Source organism: Citrobacter sp. wls718 (assembly GCF_005280945.1).
Classification (GTDB): domain Bacteria; phylum Pseudomonadota; class Gammaproteobacteria; order Enterobacterales; family Enterobacteriaceae; genus Citrobacter; species Citrobacter gillenii.
The window spans coordinates 126,828-146,777 of record NZ_SZWV01000102.1 but is presented as its reverse complement, the minus strand read 5'-3'; the positions used below and the strand labels follow the sequence as shown (position 1 = coordinate 146,777).

At 53.2% G+C, this 19,950-nt stretch carries 19 protein-coding genes; 14 read left to right on the top strand and 5 right to left on the bottom strand.

Annotated elements, in window-relative coordinates; all coding sequences use genetic code 11:
- Positions 1-47: 47 nt before the first annotated feature.
- Entirely contained in the window at positions 48-170 is a 123-nt protein-coding gene (gene sgrT / locus FDW95_RS19375) for a glucose uptake inhibitor SgrT (protein ID WP_096758320.1), read from the top strand.
- A 115-nt stretch (positions 171-285) separates the two neighbouring features.
- Positions 286-1,464, top strand: coding sequence for a sugar efflux transporter (locus FDW95_RS19370; protein WP_096758319.1), 1,179 nt, complete (start codon positions 286-288; stop codon positions 1,462-1,464).
- A gap of 107 nt (positions 1,465-1,571) precedes the next feature.
- Here FDW95_RS19370 and leuD read toward each other — a convergent pair whose 3' ends face one another.
- The 5 genes from leuD to leuL all read right to left on the bottom strand — a co-directional run bounded on the left by leuD (position 1,572) and on the right by leuL (position 6,430).
- Positions 1,572-2,177 carry a 3-isopropylmalate dehydratase small subunit gene (leuD, locus tag FDW95_RS19365; protein ID WP_096758318.1) on the bottom strand — a complete coding sequence of 202 codons (606 nt, stop codon included), beginning with the start codon at positions 2,175-2,177 and terminating at the stop codon, positions 1,572-1,574.
- A 10-nt stretch (positions 2,178-2,187) separates the two neighbouring features.
- On the bottom strand, positions 2,188-3,588 hold the full coding sequence (leuC, locus tag FDW95_RS19360; protein ID WP_115259469.1) for a 3-isopropylmalate dehydratase large subunit: 1,401 nt from the start codon (positions 3,586-3,588) through the stop codon (positions 2,188-2,190).
- A gap of 2 nt (positions 3,589-3,590) precedes the next feature.
- Positions 3,591-4,682 (bottom strand): 3-isopropylmalate dehydrogenase, encoded by a 1,092-nt coding sequence (gene leuB, locus FDW95_RS19355; protein WP_115259468.1) that lies wholly within the window; start codon positions 4,680-4,682, stop codon positions 3,591-3,593.
- Entirely contained in the window at positions 4,682-6,253 is a 1,572-nt protein-coding gene (gene leuA, locus FDW95_RS19350) for a 2-isopropylmalate synthase (protein WP_115259467.1), read from the bottom strand. The genes leuB and leuA overlap by 1 nt, the downstream gene beginning before the upstream one ends.
- A 96-nt stretch (positions 6,254-6,349) precedes the next feature.
- Positions 6,350-6,430 (bottom strand): leu operon leader peptide, encoded by an 81-nt coding sequence (gene leuL, locus FDW95_RS19345; protein ID WP_115259466.1) that lies wholly within the window; start codon positions 6,428-6,430, stop codon positions 6,350-6,352.
- A 654-nt stretch (positions 6,431-7,084) separates the two neighbouring features.
- Between leuL and leuO the strand changes: the two genes are divergently transcribed.
- From leuO to FDW95_RS24040, 12 genes are all read left to right on the top strand, one after another.
- Positions 7,085-8,032: a transcriptional regulator LeuO gene (gene leuO, locus FDW95_RS19340; RefSeq protein WP_115259465.1), complete on the top strand. Its 948-nt coding sequence runs from the start codon at positions 7,085-7,087 to the stop codon at positions 8,030-8,032.
- Positions 8,033-8,351: 319 nt separating this feature from the next.
- Positions 8,352-10,076 carry an acetolactate synthase 3 large subunit gene (ilvI, locus tag FDW95_RS19335; protein WP_115259464.1) on the top strand — a complete coding sequence of 575 codons (1,725 nt, stop codon included), beginning with the start codon at positions 8,352-8,354 and terminating at the stop codon, positions 10,074-10,076.
- Positions 10,077-10,078: 2 nt separating this feature from the next.
- Entirely contained in the window at positions 10,079-10,570 is a 492-nt protein-coding gene (ilvN, locus tag FDW95_RS19330) for an acetolactate synthase small subunit (RefSeq protein WP_096758312.1), read from the top strand.
- Positions 10,571-10,749: 179 nt separating this feature from the next.
- Entirely contained in the window at positions 10,750-11,754 is a 1,005-nt protein-coding gene (gene cra, locus FDW95_RS19325; RefSeq protein ID WP_096758311.1) for a catabolite repressor/activator, read from the top strand.
- 614 nt (positions 11,755-12,368) lie between these two features.
- A complete protein-coding gene (mraZ, locus tag FDW95_RS19320) occupies positions 12,369-12,827 on the top strand; it encodes a division/cell wall cluster transcriptional repressor MraZ (protein WP_005124560.1) in 459 nt (152 codons plus the stop codon).
- 1 nt (position 12,828) lies between these two features.
- Positions 12,829-13,770: a 16S rRNA (cytosine(1402)-N(4))-methyltransferase RsmH gene (gene rsmH / locus FDW95_RS19315; RefSeq protein ID WP_115259463.1), complete on the top strand. Its 942-nt coding sequence runs from the start codon at positions 12,829-12,831 to the stop codon at positions 13,768-13,770.
- Positions 13,767-14,132: a cell division protein FtsL gene (ftsL, locus tag FDW95_RS19310; protein WP_115259462.1), complete on the top strand. Its 366-nt coding sequence runs from the start codon at positions 13,767-13,769 to the stop codon at positions 14,130-14,132. Before rsmH ends, ftsL begins: the two co-directional genes overlap by 4 nt.
- Positions 14,133-14,147: 15 nt before the next feature.
- On the top strand, positions 14,148-15,914 hold the full coding sequence (ftsI, locus tag FDW95_RS19305) for a peptidoglycan glycosyltransferase FtsI (protein ID WP_096758308.1): 1,767 nt from the start codon (positions 14,148-14,150) through the stop codon (positions 15,912-15,914).
- Positions 15,901-17,388 (top strand): UDP-N-acetylmuramoyl-L-alanyl-D-glutamate--2,6-diaminopimelate ligase, encoded by a 1,488-nt coding sequence (murE, locus tag FDW95_RS19300; protein ID WP_115259461.1) that lies wholly within the window; start codon positions 15,901-15,903, stop codon positions 17,386-17,388. Before ftsI ends, murE begins: the two co-directional genes overlap by 14 nt.
- Positions 17,385-18,743 (top strand): UDP-N-acetylmuramoyl-tripeptide--D-alanyl-D-alanine ligase, encoded by a 1,359-nt coding sequence (murF, locus tag FDW95_RS19295; RefSeq protein ID WP_115259460.1) that lies wholly within the window; start codon positions 17,385-17,387, stop codon positions 18,741-18,743. The genes murE and murF overlap by 4 nt, the downstream gene beginning before the upstream one ends.
- The gene (mraY, locus tag FDW95_RS19290; RefSeq protein WP_096758305.1) at positions 18,737-19,819 is read left to right on the top strand and encodes a phospho-N-acetylmuramoyl-pentapeptide-transferase; all 1,083 of its coding nucleotides are present in this window, start codon (positions 18,737-18,739) and stop codon (positions 19,817-19,819) included. The genes murF and mraY overlap by 7 nt, the downstream gene beginning before the upstream one ends.
- Positions 19,820-19,821: 2 nt before the next feature.
- Positions 19,822-19,950: hypothetical protein (locus tag FDW95_RS24040; RefSeq protein WP_249359252.1), on the top strand; the 129-nt coding region annotated here is incomplete at its 3' end.

The following is a 19,950-nucleotide window of genomic DNA, read 5'->3' as shown; positions in this document are numbered from 1 at the left end:
CCAATAATGAATTCCGATGAAGCGATGAGACAACGAAGGGGTCATCTATGCGTCAGTTCTATTTAAAGTACTTTACCTCGACAGCGCGTTTGTCCTGGTTGGCTTGCCTGAGTGCGCCGCAGCGCTTAAAGATGCTCGATGAACTGATGCAGTGGGAGTTGCAAGACTGACCTCTGAATTGGGAATTGCAGACATCATGTGTGACTGAGTATTGGTGTTAATCGCCGCGCCAGCAGGTATTATCTGCTGGCTTTTTTCGTTTCCGCTGCGCTTACAAGGAAAGATATGCTCTGGATTATGACCATGGGACGGCGCCTCAACGGCGTGTATGCGGCGTTTATGCTGGTTGCCTTTATGATGGGCGTGGCGGGCGCGTTACAGGCACCCACGCTGAGCCTGTTTCTGAGTCGCGAGGTGGGGGCACAGCCATTTTGGGTTGGGCTGTTTTACACCGTCAATGCGATCGCCGGGATCGCGGTCAGCCTTGGTTTGGCGAAACGATCCGACAGTCGGGGCGATCGGCGTAAGCTGATCATGTTCTGCTGTCTGATGGCGATTGGCAACGCGTTGCTGTTTGCCTTTAACCGCCACTATTTAACGCTGATCACCTGCGGGGTGCTGCTGGCTTCGCTGGCAAATACCGCCATGCCGCAGCTGTTTGCGCTGGCGCGGGAGTATGCCGATAACTCGGCGCGAGAAGTGGTGATGTTCAGCTCGGTGATGCGTGCGCAGCTTTCGCTGGCGTGGGTGATTGGGCCGCCGCTGGCGTTTATGCTGGCGTTAAATTACGGCTTCACGATGATGTTTTCGATTGCTGCCGGGATATTTGCCATTAGCCTGGTGCTGATCGCGCTGATACTGCCGTCGGTGGCGCGGGTCGAGCAGCCTGTCGATGTCCCGCTTGAACAGACCGGCGGCTGGCAGGACAAAAATGTGCGCATGTTGTTTATTGCCTCCACGCTGATGTGGACCTGCAACACCATGTACATTATCGATATGCCGCTGTGGATTAGCCTTGAACTGGGACTACCGGACAAACTGGCCGGGATCCTGATGGGCACCGCCGCCGGGTTGGAAATTCCGGCAATGATTCTGGCGGGTTACTACGTGAAGCGTTTTGGTAAGCGGCGGATGATGATAACCGCCGTGGCGGCAGGCGTGCTGTTTTACCTTGGGCTTATCTTCTTCCACAGCCATACGGCGCTACTGGTCCTGCAGCTGTTTAATGCGGTATTCATCGGGATTGTTGCCGGAATAGGCATGCTGTGGTTTCAGGATCTGATGCCGGGCAGGGCGGGTTCAGCTACCACCTTATTTACAAATAGTATCTCCACGGGGGTGATTCTGGCGGGGGTAATTCAGGGGGCGGTGGCGCAAAGTTATGGGCATTATGCCGTCTACTGGGTGATTGCGGGAATTTCGGTGGTTACGCTGGTGATGACCGGACGAGTGAAGGATGTGTAGTGGGTGTGCCGGATACGCTACGCTTATCCGGCCTACAAATCTTTCCGTAGGCCGGATAAGACGCTTTTGCGTCGTCATCCGGCATGCTTATCCGGCAACAACAAGCACTAGCGCATAAACGCGGGCTGTTTGTTCTCGTAAGTCGAGATCGCGTCTTCGTGCTGCAACGTCAGCCCAATACTGTCGAGACCGTTCAGCATGCAGTGGCGGCGGAAGGTGTCGATTTCAAACGGATACGCTTTATCGCCAGCCTTCACCACCTGTGCCTGCAGATCCACCTCAAAACGGATCCCCGGATTGGCCTGTACCAACGTGAACAGTTCATCCACTTCGTCGTCGCTTAATTTCACCGGCAGCAGTTGGTTATTAAAACTGTTGCCGTAGAAAATGTCGGCGAAGCTTGGGGCGATCACCACTTTGAAACCGTAATCGGTCAGCGCCCACGGCGCATGTTCGCGCGAGGATCCGCAGCCAAAGTTTTCTCGCGCGAGCAGAATCGACGCGCCTTGATATTCCGGGAAATTCAGTACAAATTCCGGATTAGGCTGTTGACCATTCTCATCGAGAAAGCGCCAGTCGTTAAACAGGTGTGCGCCAAAACCGGTACGCGTCACCTTCTGCAAAAACTGTTTGGGAATGATTGCATCCGTATCGACGTTGGCGGCATCCAGGGGGACAACCAGGCCGGTATGCTGGGTAAATTTCTCTGCCATGGTAGTTTCCTTATTTGATGCGGCGAATGTCGGCAAAATGACCGGTAACGGCGGCCGCGGCGGCCATGGCCGGGCTGACTAAGTGCGTACGCCCTCCGCGGCCCTGACGACCTTCAAAGTTACGGTTGCTGGTGGAAGCACAGCGTTCGCCCGGATTCAGACGATCGTTGTTCATCGCCAGGCACATTGAGCAACCCGGTAAGCGCCATTCAAAACCGGCTTCAATGAAAATCTTATCCAGACCTTCTGCTTCAGCCTGGGCTTTAACCGGACCTGAACCCGGTACCACCAGTGCCTGCACGCCCGGCGCGACCTTGCGGCCTTTGGCGATTTCAGCTGCGGCGCGTAAATCTTCAATACGCGAGTTGGTGCAGGAGCCGATAAACACTTTATCAATAGCCACTTCCGTCAACGGAATGCCCGGCTTCAGCCCCATATAGGCCAGCGCTTTTTCCGCTGATGCGCGTTCAACCGGATCGCTAAACGACGCGGGGTCGGGAATGTTATCGTTTACGGAGATTACCTGGCCTGGGTTAGTGCCCCAGGTGACCTGCGGAGCAATCTCTTCTGCCTGCAGGGTGACGGTGGTATCAAACGTCGCCCCGTCGTCGGTTTTCAGCGTTTTCCACCAGGCAACGGCATCGGCAAAATCCTGACCTTTAGGGGCATGCAAACGTCCCTGTACATAGTTGAAGGTGGTTTCATCCGGAGCGACCAGACCCGCTTTGGCCCCCATTTCGATTGCCATGTTACACAGGGTCATACGACCTTCCATGCTCAGGGCGCGGATGGCATCGCCGCAAAACTCAACCACGTGCCCGGTACCGCCTGCGCTACCGGTTTTACCGATAATCGCCAGCACGATATCTTTGGCAGTAATTCCTGTTGCTGCCGTGCCATTAACTTCGATCTTCATGGTTTTGGCGCGCCCTTGCTTCAGGGTTTGCGTGGCCAGCACGTGTTCGACTTCGGAGGTACCGATACCAAACGCCAGCGCTCCGAACGCACCGTGTGTGGCGGTGTGGGAGTCACCGCAGACGATGGTCATACCCGGTAAGGTCACACCTTGCTCGGGTCCCATCACGTGGACGATGCCCTGAAAAGGGTGGTTCAGATCGTACAGTTCGACGCCGAACTCATTGCAGTTTTTGATCAGCTCCTGCATTTGGATGCGCGCCATTTCACCGGAGGCGTTAATGTCTTTGGTTTGCGTCGAGACGTTATGATCCATGGTGGCGAAGGTTTTGCCCGGCTGGCGAACCGGACGGTTATGCGCCCGCAGGCCGTCGAATGCCTGCGGTGAGGTCACTTCGTGCACCAGATGGCGGTCGATATACAGCAGCGGCGTTTCGTCCTGCGCTTCATACACGACGTGCGCATCGAACAACTTTTCATACAACGTTTTAGCCATGATTACACCCCTTCTGCGACGTAGCGAGCAATGATATCGCCCATCTCATCGGTACTGACTGCGGCTGTGCCACGGGCTAAATCACCGGTGCGAATACCTTCTGCTAATGCGCGGTTAACGGCGCTTTCAATGGCTGCTGCTGCATCATTGGCGTCCAGGCTGTAGCGCAGCAACAGCGCCAGTGACAAAATCTGGGCAATCGGGTTGGCAATGTTTTTACCGGCGATATCCGGTGCTGAGCCGCCGGCGGGCTCGTACAGGCCAAAGTCCTGCTCATTCAGGCTGGCAGACGGCAGCATGCCCATGGAGCCGGTGATCATCGCGCATTCATCGGACAGGATGTCACCAAACAGGTTGGAGCACAGCAGCACGTCAAACTGAGACGGATCTTTAATCAACTGCATGGTGGCGTTGTCGATATACATATGCGTCAGGACAACGTCCGGGTATTCATTGGCTATTTCATTGACCACTTCACGCCACAGAATCGAGGTTTGCAGCACGTTGGCTTTATCAATCGACGTCACTTTACAGCGACGCTTGCGGGCAGATTCAAATGCAATGCGCGCAATACGTTCGATCTCGAAACGGTGATAGACCTCGGTATCAAAGGCTTTTTCATGTTGACCGCTACCTTCACGACCTTTTGGCTGACCGAAGTAGATCCCGCCCGTCAGTTCGCGTACGCACAGGATGTCGAAACCGTTGGCGGCAATATCGGCGCGCAGCGGGCAAAAATCTTCCAGCCCCTGGTACAGCTTAGCCGGGCGCAGGTTGCTGAATAATTTGAAGTGTTTACGCAACGGCAACAGGGCACCACGCTCCGGCTGCTGGTTTGGCGGCAGATTTTCCCATTTCGGGCCGCCCACGGAGCCAAACAGAATGGCATCGGCCTGCTCACAGCCGTCAACCGTTGCGGGTGGCAGCGGCTGACCGTGGTTGTCGATGGCAACGCCGCCCACGTCATAGTGGCTGGTGGTAATGCGCATAGCGAAACGGGTGCGAATCGCGTCCAGTACTTTCAGAGCCTGTGCCATCACTTCCGGGCCAATACCGTCACCCGGCAAAACAGCAATATGATAATTCTTCGACATCACACGGTTTCCTTGTTGTTCTCGTTGTTTTGAGCTTTGCGTTGCAATTCTTTTTCGACTTCTTCGGCGCGCCAGATGTTATTCAGTACATGCACCATGGCTTTCGCGGAGGACTCGACAATATCCGTTGCCAGGCCTACGCCGTGGAAGCGACGGCCGTTAAAGTTGGCGACGATATCTACCTGACCCAGCGCATCTTTACCGTGGCCTTTTGCGGTCAGGCTGTATTTCACCAGTTCGATGTCGTAGTCGGTAATACGGTTGATGGCCTGATAAATAGCATCGACCGGGCCGTTACCGTTGGCGGCTTCGGCTTTCACATTCTCGCCACAGGCCAGCTTGACGGAGGCGGTGGCAATATCATTGGAGCCAGACTGCACGCTGAAGTAATCCAGGCGGAAATGTTCGGGTTCTTCTTGCTGTTTGTTAATAAAGGCCAGCGCTTCCAGGTCGTAATCAAATACCTGACCTTTTTTATCCGCCAGCTTCAGGAAGGCGTCGTACAGGTTGTCCAGGCTGTATTCACTCTCTTTATAGCCCATCTCATCCATACGGTGTTTGACCGCAGCACGTCCGGAACGGGACGTCAGGTTCAGTTGCACCTGGTTCAGACCGATGGACTCCGGGGTCATAATTTCGTAGTTTTCACGGTTTTTCAGTACGCCGTCCTGATGAATACCGGAGGAGTGGGCAAAGGCGCCGCTACCGACAATCGCTTTGTTGGCCGGAATCGGCATATTGCAGATTTGGCTGACTAACTGGCTGGTACGCCAGATTTCCTGATGATTAATGCGGGTCTGTACGTTCAGAATATCTTTGCGGACTTTGATCGCCATGATCACTTCTTCCAGCGAGCAGTTACCGGCGCGTTCACCAATCCCGTTCATCGCCCCTTCGACCTGACGCGCACCGGCATGAACAGCGGCCAGCGCGTTACCGACGCCCAGACCTAAATCGTCGTGGGTGTGCACGGAAATGATCGCTTTGTCGATATTCGGCACTCGTTCATACAGGCCGGAAATGATTGCGCCAAATTCGAAGGGCATGGTGTACCCGACGGTATCGGGGATATTAATGGTTTTGGCACCGGCATTAATCGCCGCTTCTACCACGCGAGCCAGATCGGCAATAGGGGTACGGCCGGCGTCTTCGCATGAGAATTCCACGTCATCCGTGTAATTACGCGCACGCTTAACCATATAGACAGCCCGCTCGATAACCTCATCCAGCGTACTACGTAATTTGGTGGCGATATGCATCGGCGAGGTGGCGATAAACGTATGAATGCGGAAAGCCTCAGCCACCTTCAGGGATTCAGCGGCCACATCGATATCTTTTTCCACACAGCGGGCTAAGGCGCAGATGCGGCTGTTTTTAACCTGTCGGGCAATGGTCTGTACCGACTCAAAATCACCTGGCGAAGACACAGGGAAACCGACTTCCATCACGTCAACGCCCATACGCTCGAGAGCCAGAGCAATCTGCAGTTTTTCTTTCACACTCAGGCTTGCCTGTAACGCCTGTTCACCATCGCGTAAGGTGGTATCGAAAATAATGACTTGCTGGCTCATGGTTTAGGTCCTTTGTCTTTTTTGGCGCCTTGCTTCGAGCATAAAAAAACCCGCGCAGCGGCGCGGGTTTTTGTCTTAACTGGAGCTGACGTAATGCTAAATGTCGTTCACCAGTCTACCGCGCAACGAAGATGCGTTTAGTAGTAGTAGACCGTTAAAACGAACAATGTAAGTCATCAATCAGGCTCCAGGCGAATGCGATATGCTTTTAGTGGTACTGGATATGAAAGCTGATGTCAACCCCGCTCCCGGTAAACGTCCGTATTCAGAAGAAAAACACCTCTGCAATCTAAGCGAATTGTGCTGAATTTTTAGAGAAGCATAAAATAAATTAGTGTGCGTTCGTACATACTTTTCATGCTTTGACATATTTGAGCATATTTGTTTGCAACTATTGTGACAGCATGCTGATGAGATGGGGTGTAGATACACTTTTTATCTTTATGATTTATCAGTTTTTATAGTGTCCATGAATGAATACAGGGGGCACGCTTCTCAATGATTGATAAATTAATGTTAACTTTTAATGTATTAATAATATAAACATTTAATCAAATCTTAAATATATATTCACCGTGCGTATGATTGTGTATTCGTCGTGCTTATGGTTATATTGTTCGTGAAATTTAAACATATGAATCATCGTGCAGTGACATCTGCCACACTGCGCTCGCATTGGGTTTCTGTTCATTTAGGTTCGTACCTTTATGTTTTCCTAATTTTAATGTTTTTCCTTTTTCTTATTTTATATGCATGGTAAATCATATTAACGGAGGTTATTTCTTCACTCCGTCTGGGAAAAGGGAGTTTAGAGTGACAGTGGAGTTAAATATGCCAGAAGTGAAAATAATAGATAAACCAAATCCTATAACAATGGGAAAGCCGCAGCTTCGCATGGTTGATCTTAATTTATTAACCGTCTTTGACGCGGTAATGCAGGAACAAAATATTACCCGCGCTGCGCATACTCTGGGGATGTCGCAACCTGCAGTCAGTAATGCTGTGGCGCGTTTGAAAATTATGTTCAATGATGAACTTTTTGTTCGTTATGGCCGAGGGATCCAGCCGACAGCGCGGGCCTTCCAACTCTTTGGCTCCGTCCGTCAGGCATTGCAACTGGTACAGAATGAACTGCCGGGTTCGGGGTTTGAGCCTGCCAGCAGCGAGCGCGTATTCAACCTCTGCGTATGCAGCCCATTGGATAATATTCTGACTTCCTTGATTTATAATCGGGTTGAGCAAGTTGCGCCAAACATTAATGTCGTATTTAAATCTTCACTCAATCAAAATACCGAACATCAATTACGCTATCAGGAGACTGAGTTCGTTATTAGTTATGAAGAGTTCCGTCGCCCTGAATTCACCAGTATTCCCTTGTTCAATGATGAGATGGTGTTAGTCGCGAGCAGAAAACACCCCCGTATTAGTGGCCCATTATTGGAAAACGATGTTTATAATGAACAGCATGCGGTGGTATCTCTCGATCGCTTTGCATCATTTAGCCAACCCTGGTATGACACTGCGGATAAACAATCTTGTGTCGCTTATCAAGGTATGGCGTTAATCAGCGTGTTGAATATTGTTTCGCAAACGCATCTGGTGTCTATTGCACCACGTTGGTTAGCGGAAGAATTCTCTGAGCAGTTAGATCTACAGATATTGCCTTTACCGTTAAAATTGAATAGCCGTACATGCTATCTTTCCTGGCATGAAGCTGCGGGCAGGGATAAAGGCCACCAATGGATGGAAGAATTGTTAGTCTCCGTCTGTAAGCAGTAGTATTCGGCAGAATAAATCGGGCAACACGTCTGGTTTATTCTGCTTTTGGCTTTTTATCTAAGATTTTGTGCTGAACTTGTCTTTCTGCATCTGTCCAAAAGTGTAAAAAAATAGACTAATCGCTGTAAGTCTCCATTTTTAAGCGATTATTTCTCATTTCATTAACGGATGCTGGTTTAAATCTCCATTTATTCTGCGCTTACCTCCTTTATATTCTTATTCATGTGAATTCCCCCTCTTAGGTGTCAATTGCCATGCGTCATCCTCAGCGGTTAATGTGTTGTTAAACCGTTATTCATTATAAGAGTGGAGGCAAGCCATGGAGATGTTGTCTGGAGCCGAGATGGTCGTGCGATCGCTCATCGATCAGGGTGTGAAGCAGGTATTTGGTTATCCTGGGGGCGCGGTCCTCGATATTTATGATGCGCTGCATACGGTCGGGGGAATCGATCATGTGCTAGTCCGTCATGAACAAGCCGCCGTACATATGGCCGATGGTCTGGCGCGTGCCACGGGTGACGTCGGCGTAGTTCTGGTGACCTCCGGGCCGGGCGCAACCAATGCGATTACCGGTATTGCTACGGCGTATATGGATTCCATTCCGCTGGTGATCCTCTCCGGGCAGGTGGCGACGTCGCTGATTGGCTACGATGCCTTTCAGGAGTGCGACATGGTCGGTATCTCTCGTCCGGTGGTGAAGCACAGCTTCCTCGTTAAGCAAACGGAAGATATTCCTCAGGTCCTGAAAAAGGCCTTCTGGCTGGCGGCAAGCGGTCGCCCAGGCCCTGTGGTCGTGGATTTGCCAAAGGATATTCTGAATCCGGCAAAGAAACTGCCGTATAGCTGGCCGGAGTCGGTCAGTATGCGCTCGTATAATCCGACGACAACCGGACATAAGGGGCAAATAAAGCGCGCGCTACAAACGCTGGTCGCGGCTAAAAAACCGGTGGTATATGTTGGCGGTGGTGCGGTCAATGCGGCCTGTCATGAACAACTTGGCCAGATTGCACAAGCGCTTAACCTGCCGGTTGTTTCTTCGTTGATGGGATTGGGCGCGTTTCCGGCCACGCATCGTCAGGCGCTGGGCATGCTGGGGATGCATGGCACCTACGAAGCCAATATGACCATGCATCATTCCGACGTGATCTTTGCCGTTGGTGTTCGCTTTGACGATCGCACAACCAATAACCTGGCAAAATATTGCCCACATGCGACCGTACTGCATATCGACATCGATCCGACCTCTATTTCGAAAACCGTCACTGCGGATATTCCGATTGTCGGCGACGCCCGACTGGTGCTGGATCAGATGCTGGAACTGCTACCGCAGGAGAAATCGCAGCAACCGCTTGATGATAACCGCGACTGGTGGCAGCAGATAGAACAGTGGCGTGCGCGCCAGTGTCTGAAATATGACACGCAAAGTGAGAGCATTAAGCCGCAGGCTGTCATTGAAACCCTCTGGCGTCTGACGAAAGGGGATGCGTATGTAACCTCGGACGTTGGCCAGCACCAGATGTTTGCCGCGCTGTACTACCCGTTTGATAAGCCGCGTCGTTGGATTAACTCCGGTGGCCTCGGCACCATGGGATTCGGTTTACCTGCAGCATTAGGTGTAAAGATGGCGCTACCGAATGAAACGGTGGTGTGCGTCACCGGCGATGGCAGTATTCAGATGAATATCCAGGAGCTGTCGACGGCGTTGCAATATGAGCTGCCGGTGCTGGTACTCAATCTTAACAACCGTTACCTCGGCATGGTTAAACAGTGGCAGGACATGATTTACTCCGGGCGTCACTCGCAGTCTTACATGCAGTCGCTGCCCGACTTTGTACGTCTTGCCGAGGCATATGGTCATATTGGTATCCAGATAAACCATCCGGATGAACTCGAGAGCAAATTGGGTGAGGCGCTGGAACACGTGCGTAACCATCGTCTGGTGTTTGTCGATGTCACCGTTGATGGCAGCGAACATGTCTACCCGATGCAGATTCGCGGAGGCGGTATGGATGAAATGTGGTTAAGCAAAACGGAGAGGACCTGATTATGCGCCGGATATTATCAGTATTACTGGAAAACGAGTCGGGTGCATTGTCACGAGTGATTGGTCTCTTCGCTCAGCGCGGTTACAACATTGAAAGCCTGACCGTCGCACCGACGGACGATCCGACGTTATCGCGAATGACGATCCAGACGGTGGGTGATGAAAAGGTCCTTGAGCAGATCGAAAAGCAGCTGCACAAACTGGTGGATGTCCTGCGCGTAAGCGAGTTGGGACAGGGGGCTCATGTTGAACGAGAGATCATGCTGGTGAAAATTCAGGCCAGCGGTTACGGTCGTGAAGAAGTGGTGCGCAATACGGAAATATTCCGCGGGCAAATCATTGACGTCACGCCGTCCATCTACACCGTACAACTGGCAGGTACCAGCGATAAGCTCGATGCTTTCCTGGCTACATTGCGTGAAGTGGCGAAAATCGTCGAGGTTGCGCGCTCCGGCGTGGTGGGGCTTTCTCGCGGTGATAAAATCATGCGCTAATCATGGCCCAGTTATTAATTCGTGAGCCCAATGCTACCGGTTGGGCTTTTTTTTGAGAAATCAGCGGTAACCAGAGACAAAAGCGGTTGCCGCGGTCATTATTCTGCGCTTAGATGTTAAGAGTTTAACCCATGCCATCTCAAAGGTTATGGTTGGTACATTTTACGCAAGGGGCAATTGTGAAACTGGATGAAATCGCTCGGCTGGCCGGCGTTTCGCGAACGACTGCAAGCTACGTTATTAATGGCAAAGCAAAGCAATATCGCGTAAGCGACAAAACGGTTGAAAAAGTCATGGCGGTGGTGCGCGAGCATAATTACCACCCAAATGCTGTGGCAGCCGGGCTACGTGCTGGACGCACACGTTCTATCGGGCTGGTGATCCCGGATCTGGAGAATACAAGTTATACCCGGATAGCCAACTACCTGGAGCGCCAGGCGCGTCAGCGTGGCTATCAGCTGCTGATTGCCTGCTCTGAAGATCAGCCAGATAACGAAATGCGCTGTATTGAACATCTATTACAACGCCAGGTTGATGCCATTATTGTGTCGACCTCTTTGCCGCCAGAGCATCCGTTTTACCAGCGCTGGGCTAACAGCGCATTCCCGATTGTGGCGTTAGACCGCGCGCTGGATCGTGAACATTTCACCAGCGTTGTCGGGGCCGATCAGGACGATGCAGAAATGCTGGCGGAAGAATTGCGTAAGTTCCCGGCTGATACCGTCCTTTATCTCGGTGCGTTGCCGGAATTATCTGTGAGTTTCCTGCGCGAGCAGGGTTTTCGTACCGCGTGGAAGGACGATCCGCGTGAAGTGAATTTCCTGTATGCCAACAGTTATGAGCGGGAAGCCGCCGCGCAGCTGTTTGATAAATGGCTGGAAACGCACCCGATGCCACAGGCGTTGTTTACCACTTCCTTTGCGCTTTTACAGGGCGTGATGGATGTGACATTACGTCGTGACGGGCAGCTACCGTCTGATTTAGCGATTGCTACCTTTGGCGATCATGAATTGCTCGACTTCCTACAGTGCCCGGTACTGGCGGTGGCGCAACGTCATCGCGACGTTGCAGAGCGCGTACTGGAAATCGTGTTGGCCAGTCTGGATGAGCCGCGTAAGCCAAAACCAGGCTTAACGCGCATCAAGCGTAACCTGTATCGCCGCGGTATTCTCAGTCGGAGTTAAGGTGTTCTGCTGGACGCGCTGGAAGGCGATAACCTTCTGGCGCGGTCATTTATTCAAATATCAGAAATAACCTCATTATATTTAAGAATATTCTTTAGAATTGTCTGAAATTCAATTTCTATATATCGTGATTAAAAACGCAACCCACCATTTTTACGTTATTGATACGTAACGACGCGTTACGATTGTATTATTTTGTTACATGGTTGTAGGGAATTGCCGAATTAACAAACACTTTGCTTCTGTATTGCAGATTTTTCTCGCCTGCCTTGGTCGTACAAGGCATACAGACCGATTAACTGGTACTGTTATCTCGCTGCATATTGTCCTAAAATGCCGCTCGCGTCGCAAACTGACACTTTATATTTTCTCGAGATGATATTGAGTTGTTTTAAACAATGATGAGTTGTTGGATTTTTTTCTTACAAATATTCATGACGTTAATTTGCTTCGTTAGCTGTACGGAATTTGTTCAACGCTGATATTAGCCGTAAACATTGGGTTTTTTGCTCCGCTAAGCGCCGTGACTTGCTTGACAAGGTTTTCCTCCGCTCCGTAAACTCCTTATAAGTGGGATTTTGTGGGACAAAGTGGTAATCGGGGGTGAGACGGGCATGTTCCGGGGAGCGACGTTAGTTAATCTCGACAGTAAAGGGCGCTTATCAGTGCCTACCCGGTATCGGGATCAACTGCTCGAGAGTGCTACCGGTCAAATGGTTTGCACCATTGACATCCATCACCCGTGCCTGCTGCTTTACCCCCTGCCTGAATGGGAAATTATCGAGCAGAAGCTATCTCGTCTGTCCAGCATGAATCCGGTCGAGCGCCGCGTACAGCGCCTGCTGTTGGGGCATGCCAGTGAATGTCAGATGGATAGCGCCGGTCGATTACTGATAGCACCCATTTTGCGGCAACATGCAGGGTTAACAAAAGAAGTGATGCTGGTTGGGCAGTTCAACAAATTTGAGCTGTGGGATGAAACGACCTGGTATCAACAGGTCAAGGAAGATATCGACGCTGAGCAATCTGTTACCGGCGCGCTGTCGGAACGATTGCAGGATTTGTCTCTATAAGATGATGGAAAATTTTAAACATACAACGGTGTTGCTGGATGAGGCCGTAAACGGTCTGAATATTCGTCCGGACGGCATCTACATTGACGGGACATTTGGTCGCGGCGGTCACTCACGACTGATCCTCTCGCAGCTTGGCGAAGAGGGGCGTTTGCTGGCTATCGATCGCGATCCGCAGGCCATTGCGGTGGCTCAGAGCATTAACGATCCCCGCTTCTCCATCATTCATGGACCTTTCTCCGCGCTGGCTGAGTACGTGAGTGAGCGCGGGCTAACCGGTAAGATCGATGGCATCCTTCTCGATCTTGGCGTCTCTTCTCCGCAATTAGACGATGCGGAGCGCGGCTTTTCGTTTATGCGTGACGGTCCGTTGGACATGCGTATGGACCCAACGCGCGGCCAGTCAGCCGCCGAGTGGCTGCAAACGGCAGATGAAGCGGATATTGCCTGGGTGATTAAAACCTTTGGCGAAGAACGCTTTGGCAAACGCATTGCTCGCGCCATTGTCGAGCGTAACCGCGTTGAACCGATGACCCGCACCAAACAACTGGCGGAAGTCATTGCGGCGGCCATGCCGGTAAAAGACAAATTCAAACATCCCGCGACCCGTACCTTCCAGGCGGTGCGCATTTGGGTGAACAGTGAACTGGAGGAGATAGAGCAGGCGCTAAAAAGCTCGCTCAGCGTGCTGGCTCCAGGTGGTCGCCTTTCTGTCATCAGTTTCCACTCGCTTGAAGACCGTATTGTGAAGCGCTTTATGCGCGAACAAAGTCGCGGTCCTCAGGTTCCGGCGGGGATCCCGATGACCGAAGCGCAGATCCAAAAGCTGGGCGGCCGTGAGTTGAGAGCATTAGGCAAGTTGATGCCGGGTGAAGAAGAGGTCGCAGAAAATCCACGTGCCCGTAGTTCAGTTCTGCGCATTGCAGAGAGGACGAACGCATGATCAGCAGAGTGACAGAAGCCCTCAGCAAAGTTAAAGGATCGATAGGAAGTAACGAGCGCCATGCTTTGCCTGGCGTGATCGGTGACGATCTTTTGCGGTTCGGGAAGCTGCCACTCTGCCTGTTCATTTGCATTATTTTGACGGCGGTCACCGTCGTGACGACCGCGCACCATACGCGGTTACTGACCGCGCAGCGTGAACAGTTAGTTCTGGAACGCGATGCACTGGATATCGAATGGCGTAACCTGATCCTCGAAGAGAACGCTCTCGGTGACCATAGCCGTGTTGAACGGATCGCAACGGAAAAGCTGCAGTTGCAGCATGTCGATCCCTCACAAGAAAATATCGTTGTACAAAAATAAGGATAAACGCGACGCATGAAAGCAGCGGCAAAGACGCTCAAACCAAAACGCCAGGAAGAACAAGCCAACTTTATCAGTTGGCGTTTTGCGTTACTGTGCGGCTGTATTTTGCTGGCGCTGTGCTTCCTGCTGGGACGCGTTGCGTGGCTGCAAATTATTGCGCCTGACATGCTGGTGCGTCAGGGCGACATGCGCTCCTTGCGCGTCCAGGAAGTCTCCACGTCACGTGGCATGATTACCGACCGTTCCGGCCGTCCGCTGGCGGTGAGCGTGCCGGTGAAGGCCATCTGGGCCGATCCGAAAGAAGTGCATGATGCGGGTGGCGTAAGCGTTGGCGAACGCTGGCGAGCGCTGTCGACTGCGCTGAACATCCCGCTCGACCAACTGGCTTCTCGCATCAATGCCAACCCGAAAGGGCGTTTTATCTACCTCGCACGCCAGGTCAACCCTGACATGGCCGACTACATCAAAAAACTCAAGCTGCCGGGGATTCATCTGCGCGAAGAATCCCGCCGTTACTATCCTTCCGGGGAAGTGACCGCTCACCTCATCGGTTTTACCAACGTCGACAGCCAGGGCATTGAAGGCGTTGAGAAGAGTTTTGATAAATGGCTCACCGGTCAGCCGGGCGAGCGCGTGGTGCGTAAAGACCGCTATGGCCGCGTGATTGAAGATATTTCTTCAACAGACAGTCAGGCGGCACATAACCTGGCGCTGAGTATTGATGAGCGCTTGCAGGCACTGGTCTATCGCGAACTGAACAACGCCGTCGCGTTTAACAAAGCGGAATCAGGTAGCGCCGTGTTGGTAGATGTCAACACAGGCGAAGTGCTGGCGATGGCGAATAGCCCATCCTACAACCCAAACAATCTCTCCGGTACGCAAAAAGATGTCATGCGTAACCGTACCATCACCGACGTATTTGAACCGGGCTCAACGGTTAAACCGATGGTGGTGATGACGGCACTGCAGCGCGGCGTGGTGCGTGAAAATACCGTGCTGAACACCATTCCCTATCGAATTAATGGCCACGAAATCAAAGACGTGGCGCGTTATAGCGAATTGACCCTGACCGGGGTACTACAGAAGTCGAGTAACGTCGGTGTTTCCAAGCTGGCGTTAGCGATGCCGTCCTCAGCGTTAGTAGATACTTACTCACGTTTTGGGCTGGGAAAAGCGACCAATTTGGGGTTGGTCGGAGAACGCAGTGGCTTATATCCTCAAAAACAACGGTGGTCTGACATAGAGAGGGCCACCTTCTCTTTCGGCTATGGGCTAATGGTAACCCCGTTACAGTTAGCGCGAGTCTACGCAACGATCGGCAGCTATGGCGTTTATCGCCCGCTGTCGATTACCAAAGTTGATCCTCCTGTTCCGGGCGAGCGTATCTTCCCGGAATCTACCGTACGTACCGTCGTTCATATGATGGAAAGCGTGGCGCTGCCCGGCGGCGGCGGCGTGAAGGCGGCGATTAAAGGCTATCGCATCGCCATTAAAACCGGTACGGCGAAAAAAGTAGGGCCGGATGGTCGCTACATCAACAAATACATTGCTTATACCGCAGGCGTTGCGCCTGCGAGTCAGCCGCGCTTCGCGCTGGTGGTTGTTATCAACGATCCGCAGGCGGGTAAATACTACGGTGGCGCCGTTTCCGCGCCGGTCTTCGGTGCCATCATGGGCGGCGTACTGCGCACCATGAACATCGAGCCGGATGCGCTGACAACGAGCGATAAAAGTGATTTTGTGAATAATCAAGGCGAGGCGACAGGTGGCAGATCGTAATTTGCGCGACCTTCTTGCTCCATGGGTGCCGGGTGCACCGGAGCGAGCACTGCGGGAGATGACGCTCGACAGCCGTGTGGCTGCATCGGGCGATCTCTTTGTGGCAGTGGTAGGTCATCAGGCGGACGGGCGTCGATATATCCCGCAGGCGATAGCGCAAGGTGTGGCTGCCATTATTGCAGAGGCAAAAGATGAGGCAACCGACGGTGAAATCCGTGAAATGCACGGCGTACCGGTTATCTATCTGAGCCAGCTTAATGAACGTTTATCAGCACTGGCGGGCCGCTTTTACCACGAGCCTTCTGACACTATGCGTCTGGTGGGGGTCACCGGCACCAACGGGAAAACCACGACCACCCAACTGCTGGCGCAGTGGAGCCAGCTGTTGGGCGAAACCAGCGCCGTAATGGGGACCGTTGGCAATGGCCTGCTGGGCAAAGTGATCCCGACCGAAAATACCACCGGTTCAGCCGTTGACGTCCAGCATGTGCTGGCGGGGCTGGTTGAGCAGGGCGCCACGTTAGGCGCGATGGAAGTGTCATCCCACGGTCTGGTTCAGCATCGCGTGGCAGCGTTGAAGTTTGCCGCGTCGGTATTTACCAACTTAAGCCGTGACCATCTCGACTATCACGGTGATATGGAACATTACGAAGCCGCGAAGTGGCTTCTGTACTCCACGCACCATTGCGGTCAGGCCATCGTCAATGCAGATGATGAAGTCGGCCGTCGCTGGCTGGCAAAATTGCCGGATGCGGTCGCCGTTTCGATGGAAGACCATATTAACCCGAACTGCCACGGTCGTTGGCTGAAAGCGGTTGAGGTGAATTATCACGACAGCGGCGCGACGATCCGCTTTACCTCATCCTGGGGCGACGGTGAAATTGAAAGCCGCCTGATGGGCGCCTTCAACGTCAGCAATCTGCTGCTGGCGCTGGCAACGCTGCTGGCATTAGGGTACCCGTTAGCGGATTTACTGAAAACGGCGGCACGTCTGCAGCCAGTTTGCGGGCGTATGGAAGTGTTCAGTGTGCCGGGCAAAACAACGGTGGTGGTGGATTATGCCCACACGCCGGATGCGCTGGAAAAAGCGCTGCAGGCGGCACGTCTGCACTGCACCGGTAAGCTGTGGTGCGTCTTTGGCTGCGGCGGCGATCGTGACAAAGGCAAGCGTCCGCTGATGGGCGCCATCGCGGAAGAGTTCGCGGATATTGTGGTGGTCACTGATGACAACCCGCGCACTGAAGAGCCGCGCGCCATCATTAACGACATTCTGGCAGGTATGCTGGATGCCGGGCACGCGAAGGTGATGGAAGGTCGTGCTGAAGCGGTCACCAACGCCATTATGCAGGCGAATGAAAACGACGTTGTGCTGGTGGCCGGTAAAGGCCACGAAGATTACCAGATCGTCGGCGCGCATCGCCTCGACCATTCTGACCGCGTGACGGCCGCTCGTTTGCTGGGGGTGATCGCATGATTAGCGTAACGCTCAGCCAGTTGGCGGAGATCCTCGGTGGCGAACTGAAAGGGGGCGATCTGACCCTTGATGCGGTGACCACCGATACGCGTAAAGTCACGCCGGGTTGCCTGTTTGTGGCGCTGAAAGGCGAACGCTTCGATGCCCATGATTTTGCCGAAACGGCGAAGGAGAACGGGGCGGGAGCGCTGCTGGTCAGTCGTCCGCTGGATGTTTCTCTGCCGCAGGTGATTGTGAAGGACACACGCCTGGCGTTTGGCGAGCTGGCGGCGTGGGTGCGCGCTCAGGTTCCGGCCCGTGTGGTGGCACTGACCGGTTCATCCGGTAAAACCTCTGTCAAAGAGATGACAGCCGCGATTCTCAGCCAGTGTGGGAACACGTTATACACTGCGGGCAATCTGAACAACGACATCGGCGTACCAATGACGCTGCTGCGACTGAACAACGATTATGACTATGCGGTGATTGAGCTTGGTGCCAACCACCAGGGCGAGATTGCCTGGACCGTCGGATTAACTCGACCGGAAGCGGCGCTGGTGAATAACCTGGCGGCGGCTCACCTGGAAGGGTTTGGTTCTCTGGCGGGTGTCGCCAAAGCAAAAGGCGAAATCTTTACCGGCCTGGCGGAAAACGGTATCGCCATTATGAATGCCGATAACAACGACTGGCTGAACTGGCAGAGCATTATTGGCGATCGCACCGTCTGGCGCTTCTCGCCGAATGCGGCCAACAGCGACTTTTCTGCTACCAACATTCATGTTACGTCACACGGCACCGAGTTTACGCTGCACACGCCGACGGGCAGCATTGATGTTTTGCTGCCGTTACCGGGGCGTCACAACATTGCCAATGCCCTGGCTGCCACCGCGCTCTCTATGGCGGTTGGCGCGACGCATGAGGCGGTTAAAACCGGCCTGAAAGATTTACACGCAGTGCCGGGACGCCTGTTCCCTATCCCGCTCGCCGAAAATCAGCTGCTGCTGGATGACTCCTATAACGCCAACGTCGGTTCGATGACCGCCGCGGTACAGGTGTTGTCTGAAATGCCGGGCTATCGCGTGCTGGTGGTGGGCGATATGGCAGAACTTGGCGCGGAAAGCGAAGCCTGTCACATACAGGTAGGAGAGGCTGCGAAGGCGGCGGGTATCGACCGCGTATTGAGTACAGGGAAACTGAGTCAGGCAATCAGCGATGCCAGCGGTGTTGGCGAACATTTTGCGGATAAACCCGCGCTGGCCGCGCATCTTAAGACATTGATTGCCGAGCATCAGGTGATGACGATTTTAGTGAAAGGTTCACGTAGTGCCGCTATGGAAGAGGTAGTACGCGCATTACAGGAGAATGCAACATGTTAGTTTGGCTGGCCGAACATTTGGTCAAATATTATTCCGGCTTTAACGTCTTCTCTTATCTGACGTTTCGCGCCATCGTCAGCCTGCTGACCGCGCTGTTCATCTCGTTGTGGATGGGCCCGCGCATGATCGCCCGCCTGCAAAAAATGTCTTTTGGTCAGGTTGTGCGTAACGACGGCCCAGAATCGCATTTCAGCAAGCGCGGTACGCCGACCATGGGCGGCATTATGATCCTCACCGCGATTGTTATCTCCGTTCTGCTGTGGGCCTACCCGTCTAACCCTTACGTCTGGTGCGTACTGGTGGTGCTGGTGGGTTACGGCATTATCGGTTTTGTCGATGACTACCGCAAAGTGGTGCGTAAAGACACCAAAGGCCTGATCGCCCGCTGGAAGTACTTCTGGATGTCGGTGATTGCATTAGGCGTGGCCTTCGCGCTGTATCTGGTGGGCAAAGATACGCCCGCCACGCAGCTGGTCGTGCCGTTCTTTAAAGACGTCATGCCGCAGTTGGGCCTGTTCTACGTTCTGCTGGCCTACTTCGTGATTGTCGGTACCGGCAATGCGGTCAACCTGACCGACGGCCTTGATGGCCTGGCTATTATGCCGACCGTGTTTGTTGCTGCTGGCTTTGCGCTGGTGGCGTGGGCGACCGGGAACATGAACTTTGCCAACTATCTGCATATTCCGTATTTACGCCATGCGGGGGAGTTGGTGATCGTCTGCACGGCGATTGTCGGGGCAGGATTAGGCTTCCTGTGGTTTAACACTTATCCGGCGCAGGTCTTTATGGGCGACGTCGGTTCGCTGGCACTGGGTGGCGCACTGGGCATTATTGCCGTGCTGTTGCGCCAGGAATTCCTGCTGGTGATTATGGGCGGTGTGTTTGTGGTGGAAACCCTGTCGGTGATTCTGCAGGTTGGCTCCTTCAAGCTGCGCGGACAGCGCATCTTCCGTATGGCGCCGATCCACCACCACTATGAATTGAAAGGCTGGCCGGAGCCGCGCGTGATCGTGCGCTTCTGGATTATTTCGCTGATGCTGGTGCTGATTGGCCTGGCAACGCTGAAGGTACGTTAATCATGGCTGATTACCAGGGGAAAAAAATCGTCATTATCGGTCTGGGGCTGACTGGGCTGTCCTGCGTGGATTTTTTCCTCGCGCGTGGCGTTACGCCGCGGGTGATGGATACCCGCACGACGCCACCGGGG